This window comes from Brevibacterium sanguinis, from assembly GCF_003315415.1.
GTDB lineage: Bacteria > Actinomycetota > Actinomycetes > Actinomycetales > Brevibacteriaceae > Brevibacterium > Brevibacterium celere_A.
In genome coordinates this window covers 28,519-45,863 of the sequence record NZ_QNSB01000004.1, presented here as the reverse complement: position 1 = coordinate 45,863, position 17,345 = coordinate 28,519, and the positions used below count along the sequence as shown (strand labels likewise).

The following is a 17,345-nucleotide window of genomic DNA, read 5'->3' as shown; positions in this document are numbered from 1 at the left end:
CGTGGACGTATCTGTGCGACTGCCTCTGCGCCCGGCGCCCCAGGCGCCGAGGTCCGGCGCAGGGGGCACCCGCGCCGCCGAGGGCCTCGCCGTCAGCTCTCCTCGTGGATCGCGATGTCGAGGAAGGACTTGATGTTCTTGATCCGCGTCGTCAGCTCGGAGATGTCGAGCGAGGCGGCGTACTCCTCCATCTCCCGCGTCTGCGCCGGGCACAGGATCCCGGAGTCGAGCAGACGGCGGATCGGCGTGACGGGATCGTCGTAGACGCGGCGCCTGACTCCCGACGGGGTCCTGCGCCAGCCGATGGGGTTCTTCACCGGCATGAAGAAGTTGAGCCGATCGCCCAGGGCGTCCCAGATGTCGTTGGCGAGCTCGACGTCGACGTGCGGATTGCACCGGATCACCGACTGCAGGGTGTCGACCGTCCTGCGCTTGCGCTCGGCCATCCGGATCCCATGGTTGATCGAGGAGATCGGGTGGACCGCGACGAACCGCTCGGCGGCCCAGGCCTCGATACTCTCCTGCGGCAGCTCGGGGCTGACGAGGAGCCCGGTGACGATGTAGGGGATCGATTCGACCGCCTCGGCGAGCACGGCGAGGGGATCCGCGTCGGGCTCGAAGCTCACGGTGCGCACCCAGCCGATCCGGATGTCGGTCAGGGTCAGGGTCCGGCGGCGGGGCGCTGCGTCCTCGTCGTCGTCGTGGTCGATGTACTCGGCGACGAAGTATCCGGGTTCGGGTTCGGCGAGGTGCTTGGTGGCCTGGAGCGGCACCGAGGTGCGCAGACCGGTGCCGGAGCCCGACAGCAGGATGTCCTCCGTCGAGTCGGCCTTCTCCGAGCTGAGGTAGCGATCGATCGTGGCCGCCGAGATCTGGAACAGCTCCTCGCGGACCTCCCCCGAGTAGCCGTTCACGCCGGGGCGCAGGTGTCCGTGGGCTTCGAGGGACGTCACACAGTCCCTCATCGCGGCCTCGAGGTACTTCCCGCACGGCTGGCCGGACTGCTCCCAGACGAACTGGAGGGTGCGCCGGGCCGCGAGGGAGAACTTCTTCGGCTTGCTCCGGCGCCGATCCGCGACCGCGTCGGGGGAGACCCCCTCCTCGATGAGCGCGAGCTGCTGTCGCAGCTGGTGGCGGGCATGGTCGCGGCTCCAGCCCGTGGCCACCGTGATCGTGTCGAGCAGACGACCCTTGTCCTTCCGTGACGAGTTGTCGTACGCCTTCGCGTACCTGCGTGCCATCTCGATCGCCGTTGTCATCGTCATCCGCTCCTGAGCTCGTGATCGTCGGCGTCCCCCGACGCGGCACGCGGTCCGTCCCGATGACGGTCCGTCCCGCGCCTCGCGCCGGAGGAGGGGCCCTGGTGGAAGCGACGCTAACGAGAGGGTCACAACCTCACAACCCCCCTTTACAGATTCACGACGATGCTCTAGTAAGCACTCTTGTCGACGACGGGACGACGATCGTCAGTAATGGGCGGGTGCGTCACTGCCCGGGAACGACTCCTCGCCCCAGTGGTCGACGAGTTCGTCCTCGCTCATCCCGGCCGGCTTCTCGGAGCCGGGGCGCTCCGCCTCGGTGTCGGGGGCGGAGTCGGGAACCTGCGGGGCGGAGGCGTCGTCGACGGTGCGGTCGGTGTCGACGTCGTCGCTGTTGACCTGTGCGGGATCCGGTGTGTCGGTCATCTCTACCTCCATGATCGGGGATCGGACGGTGACCAGGGCTGATGTCCCGGTCTGCTGTCGATGGTGGCAGATGCGCCCCGGGCCTGTCACCCCTCGTCGGACACTCATCGTCGATCGCCGGGGAGCGCAGGGAGCATCGAGGCGGGAGCGCGCTCGGCAGCGCCCGAGCCGGCTCCGGGGAGCGCGCTCAGGCCGTCTCGGGCTCGAGCACCTCGGCGACCTCGTGGTCGCGGCGGGGCAGGGTCGTCGGCGATTCGAGGTGGACGGCGCCGCTGGGGATGAGTCCGGCCCCACCGAAGCGCCGCATCACCTGCCACTGGGCCCAGACGTCCTCGCCGACGTGGTTCCGCGGGACCTGGTCCCAGAACTCGAAGCCCCCGGCCTCGACGAGCTTGGCCCGGTCGAAGAGCACGCACCCGCCGACCCAGGCGACGTGGTAGGTCCGGGGCGTCGTGTACCCGCGCTCGACCGCGATGTGGCAGAGGTTCGCGGCGTTGTGGAGCTTCCATCGGTCGAGCTCCTCGGCGGTGCGCGTCAGCGTCTCCGGCTCCACCCGGCCCTCCCACTCGGCGAACTCCTCCCATTCGCCGGGCCTCCTGTCATCGAGGAAGGACAGCCCCTGGACGGCCGAGCCGATGAACCCGCACCCGTTGTCCTCGAGCGCGGTGAGCATCCGGGCGATCGTCCCCGGTTCGAGCCACACGTCGTCGTCGAGGTAGAGGACGCGGGGTGCCTCGCTGAGGTCGAGGAGGCGCTGCCTCTGCTGGGCCATCCCGCGCCGCGGCAGGTTCCGCTCCACCCGCACGCTGCGTCCCTGGGCGGTCAGGAGCGTGAGCATCGGCGCGACCCCCGTGTGGTCGGCCACGGGTTGACTCGACTGGTCGCTGATGACGACGCCGAGATCGGCGTCCGTCTGCGCGGCGAGCCCGCTGAGGGTGACGGCGAGCTCCGTGGGCCGGTCGCACGTGGGAATGAGGACGTCGACGAGGTGGGGACCGGTGCGCGGTGGGACGGGTGCTCCCCAGTCGGCGGAGGAGCGGGCGACCGCGGTCATCTGGCCTCCTTGACGATTCCGTGGTCCTGCAGGTGGCGGCGGAGGTCGACGACCTCGATGTCGAGGTGGGAGAAGCGCAGGGCGATCTCCGCGGGTCGCGGGCAGTCGGGCTTCGCCGTGTCGAGGGCGATGACGTCGGGGCGGACGCTGGCGACGACCGCGGCGACGTCGGGGGACCAGGGGGTGACGACGTCGACGCGCGGATCGGCGTGCAGCGCCGGGGACCCCGTGCTCGGGGAGGGGAGGGCGACGACGAGGAAGGTCCCGAGCGACCTCGCCGCCTCGAGGATGCTCCCGTCGGCAGTCGGATCGGCGGGGCCGAACGCGAGCACCGTCCGGTTCCCGGAGACCGGCAGTCGGGTCGCCCGTCCCCGCGCACCACCCTCGTGCCCGCCCGCGCTCACGGGCTCGGGCTCCTCGGCGAGGCGGTGGTCGGGTCCGACGATCTCGAGGAGATCAGCGGTCGAGCACAGGGAGGTGCCCTGCCGGTGGACGACGACGTTCGCGGCGAGCTGGGCGAACTCCGCGGCCACGCCGAGCGGGCAGCCAGTCGACAGCGCCAGGGCCAGTCCCGCGACGAAGGTGTCCCCGGCGCCCGACGCCTGGCTCTCGGGCACCGGGTCGGCCCGCGTGACATGGACGGTGTCCGCGGCGTCGACGGCCACCGCTCCGTCCTTGTCGAGGGTGATGACGAGCGCGGACGAGTTCGTCGCGGCCCGCAGCGCCGGGGCGAACTTCTGCGCGAGCGTCACCCGGTGCCTCTCGGTGCGGAAGCTCGCATGCAGCGTCTCCTCGACCTCGTGGACGTTGGGGGTGACGACAGTGGGATGGAGATCCCGCCAGTGCTCGGGACTGTGGGCGTCGACGATCGTCAGCGGCCGCTCCTCGACCCCCGCCAGCGCCCGAGGCAGCTCGGTCGCGTGGACCGGTCCGCCGTAGTCGGCGATGACGAGGGCATCGCTGTCGGCGGCGGCCGCGACCGCCGCCGTGCACAGCCGCGCGTCGAGGTCGCGGCGCTCGGACTCCGACAGCTCGTGGACTCCAACGGCGTCGAGGCGGAGCATGATGTGCTCGTCGACGACGATCCGGGTCTTCTTCGTCGTCGTCAGCTCCCGGCTGACGAGGACGTGGGAGACGTCGACGTTCGCGTCCGCGAGCAGACCGCGGACCGCGGCCCCCGACTCGTCGTCGCCGACGACTCCGAGCAGCCGGACCCTGGCGCCGAGGGAGGCGAGGTTCATGGCCGTGTTCGCCGCGCCCCCGGGGCACAGCGTCTCCTCGCCCTGCTCGACGACGGGGACGGGGGCCTCGCGCGCCAGCCGGGTGCTGTGGCCCTGCATCCAGCTGTCGAGGATGATGTCGCCGATCACCGTGATCAGCGGTGAGCTGCGGGCGAGCTCGCAGATGAGTTCGGGGGTGACCAGCTCAGCGGCAGATCCTGCCGGAGCGGTCCGGGGGTCGTGGTCCATGCTCACTCCTCACTGTGTCCCGCCGCTGATGTGGATGACCGAGGTCGTCGCGAACTCGTCGAGCAGCTCCGGGCCGAAGCCGAACCCCGACCCGCTCTCGCCCAGGGGCTCGGCGGACCCGCCGGGGGCGCCGCCGAAGACCGCGTTGACCTTGACCGTGCCCACCCGCAGGGTGTCGATCGCGGCGAGCACATGCCCGAGGTCGGGGCTGAGGACCGTGGCCGCGAGCCCGTAGGGGTCGGCGGCGGCGAGCTCGAGGCCCTGTGCGAAGTCGTCGACGACGCAGATCGGCGCGACCGGGCCGAACACCTCGTCGCTCATGATCGGCATCTCGGGGCGGCACCGGCCGACGACGGTCGCCGGGTAGTGGGCGCCGGGACCGTCGGGCACGGCCCCGCCCGTGTGCACGCTCGCCCCCATCTCACGGGACTGGGTGAGCAGCCGGTGCACCTGCTGCCGGTGGCGGCGGTCGACGAGCGGCTGCGGGGAGCCGTTCCAGGCGTCCGCCTCGGCGACGAGGGCGGCCGTGAAGTCCCTAGCCACGTCCCGGTGGACGAAGATCCGCTCCACCGAGGTGCAGATCTGGCCGGCGTTGGCGAACGACCCGAGGGCGGCCTGTCCCGCCGCCCATCCGATGTCGACGCCGGAATCGACGAGGAGAGCGTCGTTGCCGCCGTTCTCCCTGATCACGTGGGCACCGTGGGCGGTGGCCCGGGAGTGGATGTCGCGCCCGGCGGCGGTCGACCCGACATGGGCGTACATCGCGATCCGCTCGTCGTCGGTGAGCATCCGCCCGGCCTCGGCCGTGCCGGTGACCGTGGCGAGGACCCCCTCGGGCAGCACCGCGGAGCAGATCTCGCCGAGGCGGGCCCCGAGGTGAGGGCACCGCTCGCTCGGTTTGTGGACGACGGTGTTGCCCATGACGAGGGCCGCGCCGATGAGGCCGGCGGCGATCGCCGCCGGATCGTTCCACGGGGTGATGACCGCGACGACGCCGCGGGCCCGGTGCCGGGTGAAGTCCGCGGCGAGGCGGTCCCCGCGCAGGCTGAACCCGCGGTGGACGGGACCGAGCTCCGCGTACTGGCGCAGGGTGGAGATGCCGGCCTCGATCCCACCCCGGGAGTCCTCGAGGCTCTTCCCGGTCTCTCGGTGGTTGAGCCCGGCGAGCTCGTCGACGGCGGATTCGAGACCGTCGGCGATGAGCGTGAGGAGGCGGGCGCGTTCGGTCACCGCGGTCGCCTCCCAGTCGCGGGCGGCGGCGTGGGCCGCGGTCACCTTCCCGGTGATCGCCTCGGCGGTGTCGCAGTCGATCTCCCCGACGAGGTCGCCGGTCGTGGGGTCCTCGATGCGCAGCACCGAGGCCGCACCCGCCGAGGTGCCGGGCGCCGGTTCCTCCCGCGTCGGGTCGGGCGATGTGTGGGTCGTGCTCACGGCCATGAGTCCTCGCTCTCGTGGGCGATGAGGAGTTCGCGGACCTCGACCCGGGGCGGCTGGCTGAGGGCGAAGACGACCGAGCGGGCGACGTCGCGCGGGTCGTTGAGCTTGGTCCGGTCGGCGGGCAGGTACTGTTCGGTGCGCCCGTCGAAGAAGCGGGTGTTCATCCCGCCGGGGATGAGGTTTGTCACGCCGACCCTTCCGGCCATCTCCGCGGCCAGCGCCTGGCTGAAGCCGCGGACGCCGAACTTCGAGGCCGCGTACGCGGTGGCGCCGCCGGCCCCGCGCAGGCCGAGCGTCGAGCACACGGTGACGACCCGGCCGCGGGTCTCCTCGAGGTGGGGGAGCAGGGCCCGGATGACGGACACGGTGCCGAGCAGGTTGGTCCCGAGGACGTACTCCCACTTCTCGGCGTCGATCTCGGTGAGCTCTCCGGGCACGTCCGTCCCGGCCGCGGTGATGACGCCGTGGATGCCGTCGACGGAGTCGGCGAGCCGGGCGACCTCCTCCTCGACGGCGCGGCGGTCGGTGACGTCGACGACGACCGAGCGGTGCGCCTCGGTGGGCTCGCGGTCGAAGACGACGGGGGTGCCGCCGGCCTCGGCGACGGCCTCGGCGCATGCGGCGCCGAGCCCGGAGTTCCCGCCGGTGATGACGATGGTGCGGTTCTCAAGGGTCATACTGTCACGTCCTCTGCTGTCGGGGTTCTGGAGTGGTCTGCCGGGGTGGGAGCGGCCGGGGCCGCCGGCGCCTCGAGGCCGTTGAGGGCGCTGGCCAGGCGGCTCGTCGAGCGGGCGGGGACGAAGGGCACCGTGACCAGCCGCCCGCCCCATGCCGCCATCGCCCTGGCCTCGGCGAGGTCGGCGCTGCGGTAGTCGTCGCTCTTGACCCAGATGTCGGGTCGGATCGACTCGAGCGCGCTGACCGGGGTGTCCTCGTCGAAGATGACGACCTCGTCGACGCAGTCGAGGGCCAGGAGGAGCTCGGCCCGGTCCTGGGCCTCGACGATCGGTCGGGTTTCCCCCTTGAGCCGGCGCACCGACTCGTCGGAGTTGAGGAGGACGATGAGGGTGTCGCCCATCCTCCGGGCCGCGCTCAGCGCCCGGGCGTGACCGGCGTGGAGGAGGTCGTAGCAGCCTCCCGTGGCGACGACGGTCCCGCCGCGGGCGCGCACGGACTCGGCGCGGGCGATCGCCGAGGCGGGGGTGAAGCTCGGTTCCGCCGGCGGTTCGGGCGCCTCCTCGTCGACGGTGCGCAGGTACGTGCCCGCGCCGCCGAGGGCGATGTACTCGGCGGTCTCGGACACCGCCCGGTCGACGGCGCTCATCAGGTCGTCGCCGGAGGCGAGGCTCGCGGCCACGCGCCCGGCGAAGCAGTCCCCGGCCCCGCATTCGTCCCCGCTCACGGACCTCGTCGCCGGGGAGAACCGGGCTCCGCCGTCGTCGAGGATGAGCGCTCCGCGGGAGCCGAGGGTGACGATCACCGAGGCGACCGACCACTGCTCGAGCAGCCCGGTCCCGGCCGCGTGCGCCGCCGGGATCGACGTCTCGTCGGCCTCGACCCCGGCCAGGGTCGTCGCCTCGGAGAAGTTGGGGGTCACGGTCCGGGTGTGCGGAACCGGCGGGGGACCGGATGGGTGCGGGTCCCAGACGACGGGGATGCGCCTCGCCGCCTCGTCGAGGGCCTCGCGCAGCGCCTCCTCGGCGACGAGTCCGCGACCGTAGTCGGAGACGAGGACCGCGTCGGCGTCGTGGACGGCGCGCAGCATCTCGTCGGTGACCTCGTTGCGGGCGTCCTGGCAGTTCTCGTCGAGCCGGGTGACGAGGTGACCGTCGGCGAGCACCCGCCGCTTGACCGGGGTCGGCTGCGGCAGCCGCGGTGCGACGACCGTGACCGGCGCCAGCGCCGAGAGCAGGCGCTCGGACTCCTCGTCGTCGCTGAGGACGGTGACGAGGGTGACGTCGTGGCCGACGGCGGCCAGGAGCGCGGCGGCCAGCCCCGCGCCTCCGGGCCGGTGGTCGACATGGTCGATGTCGACGACGGGCACGGGGTTGTCGGGAAGCAACCGGCGGGCGGCGCCGTGGGCGTCGGCGTCGAGGAGGGTGTCACCCACCACTGTGATCTTCATGTTCGGTCCTTACCTTGTCGTGTGCATCGCCGGTCCCGCCTCACAGGGACCCGCTGCGCACATGGCGGGGGGAGCGCGCCGGCGCCCGGTTCGTCGCGGGGCGGGCGCTGCGGGCGCTCATCGTCGCGATCGTCTGGTCGAAGATCGCGCACAGGCAGTGCACGGCCATGAGGTGGGCCTCCTGGACGTGCGGTGAGGCGGAGTCGATGCGGATCGAGGAGTCGCACGCCGCGGTCAGCGGACTGGGTTCCGGGCCGGTGAGCGCCCAGGTGGTCACGCCGAGGCGCTGGGCGGTCTCGGCGGCCCTGACGAGGTTCGGGCTGCGCCCGCTCGTGCTCATGAGGATGAGGATGTCCCCGGGTCGGGCATGGGCCTCGACCTGCCGGGCGAAGACGTGCTCGAATCCGTAGTCGTTGCTGATCGCCGTCACCGCCGAGGTGTCGGTGCTCAGCGCGACGGCGGAGAAGGGCGGCCGGTCCGCGGCGTACTTCCCGACGAGCTCCGCGCTCAGGTGCTGGGCCTCGGCGGCGGACCCGCCGTTGCCGGCGCAGTAGAGGGTGCCCCCGGCCGACAGGGTGCGGGCGAGGACCGCCCCCCACTGGCGCAGCTTCGAGATCTGCCCGGCCAGCGAGTTGACCGCCGAGGACACGCCCTGGAAGTGCCTCACGAGGACGTCGACGGAGTCGGAGGAGGTCGCGGCCGGCAGCTGGATGCGGGCCAGGGAGCTCGAGACGAGTGCGTCGTCGTCCTGGCCGAGGACCGCGCGGTAGGCGCGTTCGGTCCTCTGCGCCACGGCCGGCCAGGTGAAGCGCTCGCGGACCCGGTCGATGCCGGCGCGGCCGAGCTCCTGGGCGTACTCCGGGTCCGTGATCAGCCGGGCGGCGGCGGTGGCGAAGGCGTCGACGTCCTGAGGCGGGATGAGGAGCCCGGTGACGCCGTCGACGATCGTGTCCTGGAGGCCTCCCACCGAGGTGGCGACGACGGGGACGCCGCAGGCCATCGCCTCGAGGGGGACGATGCCGAAGGGCTCGTACCAGGGGGTGCAGGCGACGAGGGTCGCCGAGCGGATGACCTCGGGGATCTCGTCGCGGCCGAGCTGGCCGCGGAAGCGCACCCGGTCCTCGACGCCGAGCTGTGCGGCCAGGGCGCTCAGGCGCTCGACCTCGGGGTCGGTCTCGATCGACCCGCCGGTGCCGCTGCCGCCGATGATCTCGAGGTCGACGTCGTCGATGCCGCGGGCGGCGAGCCGGGCGAGCCCGCGGATGACGAGGTCGACGCCCTTGCGGGGCACGAGCCGCCCGAGGGAGACGATCCGCTTGCGCCGGGTGCACGGCCAAGGTGCGGCGACGGCGGTGGGCAGCGAGGCCGACCCGGTCGTCCACTCGGCCGGGCGGAACTCCTCGGTGTCGACTCCGCAGGGGACGACCGAGACCTTCGTCGTGTCGATGCCCAGCGCGGCGAGCTCGGACACCTCGTCCTGGCAGGTGGCGATGATCGCGTCGGCCGCATGTCCGAGCGAGGTCTCGAGGTCGGTGCGCTCGGCCGGGCTCGTGTCCTCACTGCCCTGGAAGCGGCGCTTGACCGAGCCGAGGGCGTGGTAGGTGTGGACGAGCGGGACGTCGAGGCCGGCGGTCTCGAGCGCGGTGCGCCCGGCGAGCCCCGACATCCAGAAGTGGGTGTGGAGGATGTCGGGGCGCTGCTCGGGGTTCTCGGACCACAGGCGGGCGACCTCGCGGCCGAACGCGGGCATGTGGTCGAGCAGTTCGTCCTTCGGGATGTAGCGGTCGGCGCCGGTGGAGACGTGGACGACGCGGACGCCGGGCTCCATCTCCACGACGTCGGGCGAGGTCTCGTCCTCACGCCGGGTGAAGACGGTGACCTCGTGGCCGCGCTGGGCGAGCTCGCTCGCGAGCTTGCCGACATGGACGTTCTGACCGCCGGCATCGACTCCTCCGAGCGGGGCCAGCGGGCTGGCGTGTTCGGAGATCATCGAGATGTGCATTGGTCTCTCCTTCTCAATCGAGTTCTCGCCGGGGCGATGAATGCGGGGGCTCTCAGGAGCCGGGGGTCGAGGCGCTGAGCGCCGGGGCCTCGGCCACGCTGGTGAGCAGTTCGTCCCAGTCGCGGAGGAAGCGGGGCAGCCCGTAGCGCTCGAGGGCGTGAGCGCGGGCGGCGGCTCCCATGTCCCTGGCACGGGCGGGATCGGCGACGAGGCGCCGGGCCTCCTCGACCATCGCCCGTGGATCCGTCGTCAGCAGCCCGGCCTCCGCAGGCACGGCGCGGATCGCCTCGGTGGCGGCGAGCACGATGACGGGCATCCCCAGGTGCATGGCCTCGAGGAGGGAGAGGCCGAGCGACGTCCAGCGCACCGGGTGGAGGTAGGCGCGTCGGCGTGCCATGCGCCGGTGGAGGTCCGCGAGCGGAACGTCCCCGTGCGGGGCGAGGCGGGCGGTGCCGTCGGGACCGGTCCGCACGAGGTGGGCGGGGGCGGCGTCGCCGAGCTTCTCGCTGCCGATCCCGAAGACGTCGACGGGGACCGCCTCGGCGATCGACTCGACGATGTCGGTGCCGAGCACGCGTCGCCGGCGCACCGGTTCGTTGGCGACGAATGCCAGCCGGTCGAGCTCTCCCGTGTAGAGGGGCCCGGGGTCGCGGATGCCGTGTTCGATGACGGTCACCGGCGCCCGGCCGTTGTCCCACATCACGGCGTTGAAGTGGGTGACGTGGGCGAGGGGGATGTCCGTGCGATCCGCGAGCGGGTGGACGGTGTCGGGCACGTGGGCGCGCGGGGTGTTGTGCTCGACGAACACCGCGGGCACGTCGACTCCGGGGTCCACGTCGAGGCGGCCGCGCACCTCGTCGATCTCCTCGGGACGCTGGAGCACGACGACGTCGACGTCGGCGGCGGTGAGCATGTCGATGTCGACCTCCCGCGCGGTGTCGGGCCAGTCCCGGCCGCCGCGGCCGAGCCCCCACGCCGAGCGCTCGGCGTCGGTGGGCAGCAGGTACTCGTGGCGGCCGTGGACGAAGGCGTCGGTCCACGAGCCGTGGACGTGCCAGAGGAGGATTCTCATCTCATGCTCCTGGGTTCGGGGACGGGGACGGGGACGCGGTCGGGCACGACCGGATCCGCGCCGGTGAGCCGGTGCACGGCGGCGACCACCTCGGCGGGGGTGACGGAGTTCAGGCACGGGTGGCCCGGGACCGGGCACTGGCGGGCGCGGGTGCCGCGGCAGGCCGCGGTCTGGTCGCCGAGCATCTCGACGGGCACCCCGTAGGGCAGCCAGCGCCGAGGCGGCACGACGGGGGAGAACAGGCTGACGATCGGGGTGCCGACGGCCGCGCCGAGGTGGGCGGGCCCGGTGTTGCCGACGACGAGCGCCCGGGCGCGGGAGAGCAGGTCCGCCAGTCCCGGCACGTCGAGCGCCCCGCCGAGGTCGATGCCCGCGGAGCCGGCCACCTGGGCCGTGAGCTCCCGTTCCGCAGGCGCGCCGGTGACCGCGACCTGCCAGCCGCGCTCGGTGAGCTCGGCGACGGTGTCGCGGAAGCGCTCGGGGGTCCATATGCGGGCGGGGACGCTGGCCCCGGGGTGGGCGACGAGGAGGCGGTCGGGGTCGAGCCGGGGCGCCAGGTGCGGGGCCTGGGCGGCGAACGCCCCCGGACGCGGGGTGATGTGGAGGCGGCCGTCGTCCCCGGCGGGCAGCTCGAAGCCGGCCGCGGCGGCGATGTGGGCGCTGCGCTCGGCCTCGGGCAGGTCGTCGGGCAGGTCCTCGTTCGGTCGGATCCGCACGTCGAGCAGGGACCCGGCGTAGTCGGTCGAGACTCCCGTGATGCGCCGGACGCCCGCGAGGCGGAGGACGAGGGCCAGCGGCAGGGGCGACTGGTGGAACGACGTGAAGATCACCGCTTCGTCGAACCCGCGGCGGGCCACCTCGACGCGCAGGGCCTCGATGTCCTCACTCGTCACCTCGGGCGGGGGAGCGACGATCCACGGGCACGACCAGGTGAGGACGTCGGTGACGCCGGGCAGCAGCCGGGCGGTCGACTCGGAGGCCGGGCTGCACAGCAGGGTCAGTGACCCGACCCGCTCATCGGCCGCGATCGCGCGCAGCCCCGGGCCGGTGACGAGGACGTCGCCCATGCTGTCGAGGCGCACGGCGAGGACCTTCAGCATACGGTCCTCGTCTCGAGCGACAGCGCCACCTCGACGGCGTGGACGAGGTCGAAGGCCACCTCGGCGGCGTCCGTGATCTCGGGTTCGAGCGTCCGGGCGGTGGGCACGAGGATGCCCCGGGCTCCCGCCGCGCGGGCGGCGCCCATGTCGGCGCCGATGTCGCCGATCATCACGGTCCGCTCGACCGGGACGCCGAGCTCCGCGGCAGCGGCGAGCAGCATCCCCGGTCGGGGTTTGCGGCACTCGCACTCGTCGTCGGCGGTGTGCGGGCACCAGCACCAGACGTCGAAGGGTCCGAGGAGGTCGGCGATGCGGGAGTTGACGGCCGCGACCTGCGCGCCGGTGATCATCCCGCGTCCGACCCCGGACTGGTTGCTGATGACGCCGACCGGGATGCCGCGGGAGCGGGCGAGATCGAGCGCGCGGCGGGCCTCGCCCTTGACCGTGACCAGGGACGGGTCGCCGTTGTACGGCACATCGTCGATGAGGGTATCGTCTCGATCGAAGAAGATCGCGGCGGGAAGGGACTGGGAATGGGGCGTGACATCGTGCTGGCTCTGCGTGCTCTGGGGCTCGGCGATGTGCTCGCTGCGATTCCCGCCCTGCGCGGACTGCGCCGGTCCCACCCCGATGCGCGTCTCCTCCTCGCCTGCCCCGAGGGACTGCGGCCGATCGTCATGGCCGCCGGCTGTGTCGACGACATCGTCGACGTCGGCCCCGACGACGTCGCCGCCGGGGACCTGGGTGCGGCCGCGGGGCTGCGGGGCCGGGTCGGCACGGTCGTCAACCTCCACGGGCGCGGTCCGGTCAGCCACCGCTGGCTCGAGGGACTCGACGCCGAGGTGCGCCTCGGTCACGCCGCACCGGGCTGGGAGGGGCCGGACTGGCGCGAGGGGCTCCACGAGCGTGAGCGCTGGGTGCGCCTGCTCGCCCACGCCGGGATCGCCGCCGACCCCGATGACCTGCGCATCGATCCCGAGCGGCTGCCCGTCGAGAACGCCGGGGAGCGTGCGGGCGCGACGGCGGTGGTCCATGTGGGGGCCGCTCATCGGAGCCGGCACTGGCCGTGCTCCCGGTTCGCCGAGGTGGCCCGCGACCTGCTCGGACGCGGCTTCGAGGTCGTGCTCACGGGGAACGGCGCGGAGGTCGAGCGGGCACGGACGGTCGCCGAGGCGGTCGCGGCCGGCGCCGGGCACCTGGGGGCGCGGGTGCGCCTGGCCGCGGGCACGCAGTCGCTGAGCGAGTTCGCCGCGACGATCGCGCACGCCGGGGTGCTCGTCAGCGCGGACACGGGCGCGGCCCACCTGGCGAGCGCCTTCGCGACCCCGTCGGTCGTCATCTTCGGGCCGGTGTCGCCACGCGTCTGGGGCCCTCCCGCCGGCCCGCACCGGGTGCTCTTCGACGAGCCGCGCAGCGGCGGCGACCCATTCGCGGACTCCCCGGATCCTGCTCTCCTCTCGGTGACCTCCGCGGACGTCACCTGCGCTCTTGACGCTCTCGGAATCTGAACGGCTGTGGTCCGAATCCATCTGCCCTTCCTCCTTTCCGACATCGGTCCTTCCCTTCGCAGAGATGGCCGACAACCCACGTCACCTCGACTTCTCCCAACTTGCAGGCAGTGTTGCCAGAAATCAAGGGGTCTTGCGGGATCGGGGTCCAGGGTCTAGCATTCTCGTCCTTCTCGGCGGACGTGGTCCTGAGGCTTCGGACATGGTTGTTGCGACCGCGGGTCTCACATAGTGTGCTCGGACAGGCTCATGAGACGGGCCGGCGTCACTGTGCCGGCGATCGCCCATCCCAGCCGGATCGCCCATCGGCCGTCATCCCCACGGCGCGATGAGGAACCGACCCGGCGCGTCACGGAGAATGGAAGTGTCGAGAGTATGAAGAACATCTTTGTCCCCGGACTCACCGCTGTGCAGCGCGAAGAGCTCGAATCGATCGCCGGTTCCGAGGAGATGAGGTTCCACGGGCTCATGGACTACGACTCCCTGGTCAAGGTCACCGTCGTCGACTTCGAGAAGCTGCTCGGCGAGGCCCGCGAGGAGCTGGGGGCCTTCGACGGCAGCGTCGATGCGATCATCGCCCATTGGGACTTCCCCGTGAGCATCATCGCCCCGATGCTCGCCGCGGAACGCGGGCTGCCCGCGCCCAGCCTCGAGAGCCTGCTCAAGTGCGAGCACAAGTACTGGAGCCGCCTCGAGCAGCTGAAGTCCATCCCCGAGGTGGTCCCCGGATTCTGCGCGTTCGACCCGTTCGCCGACGACGCGCTCGACGAGATCAGCCTCGAGTACCCGTTCTGGATCAAACCGGTCAAGGCGCACTCCTCCGATCTCGGCTTCATGATCACGAACGAGGACGAGTTCTGGGACGCCCTCGAGGAGATCCGATCGGAGATCGAGAACGTCGGGGACGCCTTCGAGACCGTGCTCGAGCGCGTCGACCTGCCCGCGGAGCTGGAGGAGCTCGGCGGGAATGCATGCATCGCCGAGCAGCTGGTCACCGGCACCCAGTTCGCGCCCGAGGGCAGCGTGGCCGGCGGCGAGTTCGCCGTGCATGGGGTCTTCCACATGCGCAAGGACGAGGCCGGGACGAGCTTCGACCGCCTGTCCTATCCGACCGCCGACGTCCCCGCCGAGGTGCAGGAGCGGGCGATCGACGTCTCGCGCCGGTTCCTCGAGCACATCGGGTTCGACAACGGCTGCTTCAACTCGGAGTTCATGTGGGACGAGGAGACGGGGGCGCTCTCGCTCATCGAGTTCAACACCCGCATCAGCCAGTCCCATTCGGAGATGTTCCTCAAGGTGGACGGGGTCTCCAACCATCAGGTCGCCGTCGCCGTCGCATTGGGGCGCACCCCGCGGATGCCCGACGGCAAGGGGGAGTTCGACGTCGCCGGGCAGTACATGATCTTCCACGACGAGGACGCCGTCGTCACCCGGGTGCCCGGTCCCGAGGAGATCGCCGAGGTGGAGAAGCGCCACCCGGGCACCGTCGTCACCCTCGAGATCGCGCCCGGCGACCGGCTCTCTCAACTGCCGGGGCAGGACAGCTACCGCTACCGGCTGGGCAAGATCTACCTCGGCGCCGGTGACCACGCGGAGATGGACGAGAAGTACGCGCGGATCCTCGACGAGCTGGACTTCGGGTTCGACGAGGAGGAACAGTGAGAGAAGTCGACGAGTTTCCCTGCGAGGTCCGCACCGTCGAGAACGTCTTCATCCCGATGCGCGACGGCGCCCGGCTCGCCGCGCGCCTGTGGATCCCGCTCGAAGCGGTGGACGAGCCGATGCCGGCGGTGCTCGAGTACATTCCCTACCGCAAGCGCGACAACAGCCGCGGACGTGACACCCTCAACATGCCCTACATCGCCGGTCACGGCTACGTGTGCGCCCGCGTCGACCTGCGCGGCAGCGGGGACTCCGACGGGGTCCTCGAGGACGAGTACTGTCCGGCGGAACTCGAGGACGCAGAGGACGTCATCGCCTGGCTCGCCGATCAGGACTGGTGCGACGGCAGCGTCGGGATGATGGGCATCTCCTGGGGCGGATTCAACAGCCTCCAGGTCGCGGCCCGGCGCCCTCCGGCCCTGGGGGCGATCATCAGCGCCTCGGCGACCGACGACCTCTACGTCGACAACATGCACTACATGGGCGGGGCTCTGCTCTCGGACAACCTCTCCGAGGCGACCGTGATGTTCGCGTTCAACAGCCTCCCGCCCGACCCGGAGATCGTCGGGGAGAAATGGCGGGACATGTGGATCGAGCGGCTCGAGGGCCGCGGTCTGTGGATCGAGAAGTGGCTGTCCCACCAGCGGCGCGACGGCTACTGGCGATCCGCCTCGGTGTCGGAGGACTATTCGGCCATCGAGTGCCCGGTGATGGCCGTGGGCGGGTGGGCCGATGGCTACACGAACGCGATCTTCCGGCTCATGGAGCACCTCGACGTCCCCCGGAAGGGTCTCATCGGACCGTGGGGCCACAAGTACCCGCACTTGGGCGTCCCCGGTCCGGACATCGGCTTCCTTCAGGAGGTCGTCCGCTGGTTCGACCACTGGCTCAAGGACATCGACACGGGGATCATGGACGAACCGATGCTGCGGCTGTGGATGCAGGACAGCGTCTCCCCGCGCTCCTCCTACGAACAGCGTCCCGGGCACTGGGTCGAGGAGGACGACTGGCCCTCACCGCGGATCGAGTCGCGGACGCTGCGGCTGCGCGACCGGCACCTCATCGCCGCCGACGACGACCCGCAGGCCGGGGGCTCCGCGCGCTCGGGCAGCGACGCCGCCCCACCGCGGCCCGTCGGCCGCGGAGAGGAGGCGGGCACCGGTCTGGTGCGCGGGGATTCCAGCCCGGAGTCCGACGCCGCCGAGGCGATGCGCCCGGAGCCGGGGGAGCAGTCGCTGAAGTCGCCGCTGAGCGTCGGCATGTTCGCCGGCAAATGGGCGTCCTACGCGGCCGTGCCCGATCTGCCCTTCGACCAGAGGGAGGAGGACGGAGGGGCGCTGACCTTCGACACCGACTTCCTCACCGAGGACGTCGCGATCTGCGGACGGCCCGAATGCTCGTTCCTCGTCTCGAGCGACAAGCCCGTCGCGATGCTCGTCGTCCGGCTCTCGGACATCCTCCCCAGCGGGGAGGCGACGAGGGTGACCTACGGCATCCTCAACCTCACCCACCGGGGAGGCAGCGAGGAGCCGGAGCCGCTGGAACCGGGCCGCAGGTACCGGGTGACGGTTCCGCTCAACGGGATCGCCCAGGTGTTCCCCGCCGGGCATCGGATCAGGCTGTCCGTGTCGACCTCGTACTGGCCGCTCGTGTGGCCCGCGCCCGAGGCGGCGACGGTGACCCTCACGCCCGGGGAGAGCACGCTGACCCTGCCCGTGCGCCGGCCGGTTCCCACCGACGACGGGATCGTCGGGTTCGAGGAGGCGGAGGCCGCCCCCGAGCTCGAGGTCACCCCGCTCGAGACCGGGGATCATCAGTGGAGGGTCATCCGCGATCTGGCGACGAACGTGTCGACGCTGGAGATCATCAACGACCAGGGCAGCTTCCGCATCGACGAGACGGGCACGACGATCCGGCGCAAGACCGACGAGTGGTACAGCTTCCGGTGGAACGAGGTCAACTCCACTCGCGGTGAGACGCGGACGATCAGGCGCATCGAGCGCGGGGACTGGGGGATCGAGGTTCACACCCGCACGGTGCTCACCTCGACGCCCGAGGACTTCCACATCACGGCCGAGCTCGACGCCTACGAGCTCGAGGAGGGCCTGGGCTACACCCGCATCCACTCGCAGAACTGGCATCGGGAGATCCCCCGCGACCTTCTGTGAGGGGTGGCGGCCGCAGGCCCGGTCGATGTGGGAAAGCTGGGACAAGAGGGCTTGCTATTGCCC

At 71.8% G+C, this 17,345-nt stretch carries 14 protein-coding genes; 3 read left to right on the top strand and 11 right to left on the bottom strand.

Annotated elements, in window-relative coordinates:
• Positions 1 to 92 precede the first annotated feature (92 nt).
• From DFO65_RS06610 to DFO65_RS17160, 11 genes are all read right to left on the bottom strand, one after another.
• A complete protein-coding gene (locus DFO65_RS06610; protein WP_113903645.1) occupies positions 93 to 1,265 on the bottom strand; it encodes a hypothetical protein in 1,173 nt (390 codons plus the stop codon).
• Between the two features lie 201 nt (positions 1,266 to 1,466).
• Complete coding sequence (locus DFO65_RS06605) at positions 1,467 to 1,685, bottom strand: hypothetical protein (protein WP_113903644.1); 219 nt, start codon at positions 1,683 to 1,685, stop codon at positions 1,467 to 1,469.
• 187 nt (positions 1,686 to 1,872) lie between these two features.
• The gene (locus tag DFO65_RS06600; protein WP_113903643.1) at positions 1,873 to 2,739 is read right to left on the bottom strand and encodes a glycosyltransferase family 2 protein; all 867 of its coding nucleotides are present in this window, start codon (positions 2,737 to 2,739) and stop codon (positions 1,873 to 1,875) included.
• Positions 2,736 to 4,208 (bottom strand): bifunctional heptose 7-phosphate kinase/heptose 1-phosphate adenyltransferase, encoded by a 1,473-nt coding sequence (locus DFO65_RS06595; RefSeq protein ID WP_113903642.1) that lies wholly within the window; start codon positions 4,206 to 4,208, stop codon positions 2,736 to 2,738. The genes DFO65_RS06600 and DFO65_RS06595 overlap by 4 nt, the downstream gene beginning before the upstream one ends.
• A gap of 9 nt (positions 4,209 to 4,217) precedes the next feature.
• Positions 4,218 to 5,639, bottom strand: a complete 1,422-nt coding sequence (locus tag DFO65_RS06590; protein WP_245940512.1) for an aldehyde dehydrogenase family protein — start codon at positions 5,637 to 5,639, stop codon at positions 4,218 to 4,220.
• Positions 5,636 to 6,322 (bottom strand): SDR family oxidoreductase, encoded by a 687-nt coding sequence (locus tag DFO65_RS06585; RefSeq protein WP_113903640.1) that lies wholly within the window; start codon positions 6,320 to 6,322, stop codon positions 5,636 to 5,638. The genes DFO65_RS06590 and DFO65_RS06585 overlap by 4 nt, the downstream gene beginning before the upstream one ends.
• Positions 6,319 to 7,770: a PfkB family carbohydrate kinase gene (locus tag DFO65_RS06580; protein WP_113903639.1), complete on the bottom strand. Its 1,452-nt coding sequence runs from the start codon at positions 7,768 to 7,770 to the stop codon at positions 6,319 to 6,321. Before DFO65_RS06580 ends, DFO65_RS06585 begins: the two co-directional genes overlap by 4 nt.
• 40 nt (positions 7,771 to 7,810) lie before the next feature.
• Positions 7,811 to 9,772 (bottom strand): glycosyltransferase, encoded by a 1,962-nt coding sequence (locus DFO65_RS17275; protein ID WP_113903638.1) that lies wholly within the window; start codon positions 9,770 to 9,772, stop codon positions 7,811 to 7,813.
• Positions 9,773 to 9,824: 52 nt separating this feature from the next.
• The gene (locus DFO65_RS06570; RefSeq protein WP_113903637.1) at positions 9,825 to 10,844 is read right to left on the bottom strand and encodes a glycosyltransferase; all 1,020 of its coding nucleotides are present in this window, start codon (positions 10,842 to 10,844) and stop codon (positions 9,825 to 9,827) included.
• Positions 10,841 to 11,944, bottom strand: a complete 1,104-nt coding sequence (locus tag DFO65_RS06565; protein WP_113903636.1) for a glycosyltransferase family 9 protein — start codon at positions 11,942 to 11,944, stop codon at positions 10,841 to 10,843. Before DFO65_RS06565 ends, DFO65_RS06570 begins: the two co-directional genes overlap by 4 nt.
• Positions 11,938 to 12,420 (bottom strand): HAD-IIIA family hydrolase, encoded by a 483-nt coding sequence (locus DFO65_RS17160; protein WP_245940511.1) that lies wholly within the window; start codon positions 12,418 to 12,420, stop codon positions 11,938 to 11,940. The genes DFO65_RS06565 and DFO65_RS17160 overlap by 7 nt, the downstream gene beginning before the upstream one ends.
• Before the next feature lie 57 nt (positions 12,421 to 12,477).
• On the opposite strand from DFO65_RS17160, the gene DFO65_RS17155 reads away from it, so the two are divergent.
• The 3 genes from DFO65_RS17155 to DFO65_RS17270 all read left to right on the top strand — a co-directional run bounded on the left by DFO65_RS17155 (position 12,478) and on the right by DFO65_RS17270 (position 17,282).
• On the top strand, positions 12,478 to 13,452 hold the full coding sequence (locus DFO65_RS17155) for a glycosyltransferase family 9 protein (protein WP_220151246.1): 975 nt from the start codon (positions 12,478 to 12,480) through the stop codon (positions 13,450 to 13,452).
• 375 nt (positions 13,453 to 13,827) lie between these two features.
• The gene (locus DFO65_RS06555; protein WP_113903634.1) at positions 13,828 to 15,114 is read left to right on the top strand and encodes an ATP-grasp domain-containing protein; all 1,287 of its coding nucleotides are present in this window, start codon (positions 13,828 to 13,830) and stop codon (positions 15,112 to 15,114) included.
• Entirely contained in the window at positions 15,111 to 17,282 is a 2,172-nt protein-coding gene (locus tag DFO65_RS17270; protein WP_245940510.1) for a CocE/NonD family hydrolase, read from the top strand. Before DFO65_RS06555 ends, DFO65_RS17270 begins: the two co-directional genes overlap by 4 nt.
• Positions 17,283 to 17,345 lie beyond the last annotated feature (63 nt).

What these genes read in the sequence shown, in the direction of transcription:
- DFO65_RS06610 (WP_113903645.1), bottom strand. Translation starts at nt 1,265, where the DNA reads ATGACGATGACAACGGCGATCGAGATGGCACGCAGGTACGCGAAGGCG.
- DFO65_RS06605 (WP_113903644.1), bottom strand. Translation starts at nt 1,685, where the DNA reads ATGACCGACACACCGGATCCCGCACAGGTCAACAGCGACGACGTCGAC.
- DFO65_RS06600 (WP_113903643.1), bottom strand. Translation starts at nt 2,739, where the DNA reads ATGACCGCGGTCGCCCGCTCCTCCGCCGACTGGGGAGCACCCGTCCCA.
- DFO65_RS06595 (WP_113903642.1), bottom strand. Translation starts at nt 4,208, where the DNA reads ATGGACCACGACCCCCGGACCGCTCCGGCAGGATCTGCCGCTGAGCTG.
- DFO65_RS06585 (WP_113903640.1), bottom strand. Translation starts at nt 6,322, where the DNA reads ATGACCCTTGAGAACCGCACCATCGTCATCACCGGCGGGAACTCCGGG.
- DFO65_RS06580 (WP_113903639.1), bottom strand. Translation starts at nt 7,770, where the DNA reads ATGAAGATCACAGTGGTGGGTGACACCCTCCTCGACGCCGACGCCCAC.
- DFO65_RS17275 (WP_113903638.1), bottom strand. Translation starts at nt 9,772, where the DNA reads ATGCACATCTCGATGATCTCCGAACACGCCAGCCCGCTGGCCCCGCTC.
- DFO65_RS06570 (WP_113903637.1), bottom strand. Translation starts at nt 10,844, where the DNA reads ATGAGAATCCTCCTCTGGCACGTCCACGGCTCGTGGACCGACGCCTTC.
- DFO65_RS06565 (WP_113903636.1), bottom strand. Translation starts at nt 11,944, where the DNA reads ATGCTGAAGGTCCTCGCCGTGCGCCTCGACAGCATGGGCGACGTCCTC.
- DFO65_RS17155 (WP_220151246.1), top strand. Translation starts at nt 12,478, where the DNA reads ATGGGGCGTGACATCGTGCTGGCTCTGCGTGCTCTGGGGCTCGGCGAT.
- DFO65_RS06555 (WP_113903634.1), top strand. Translation starts at nt 13,828, where the DNA reads ATGAAGAACATCTTTGTCCCCGGACTCACCGCTGTGCAGCGCGAAGAG.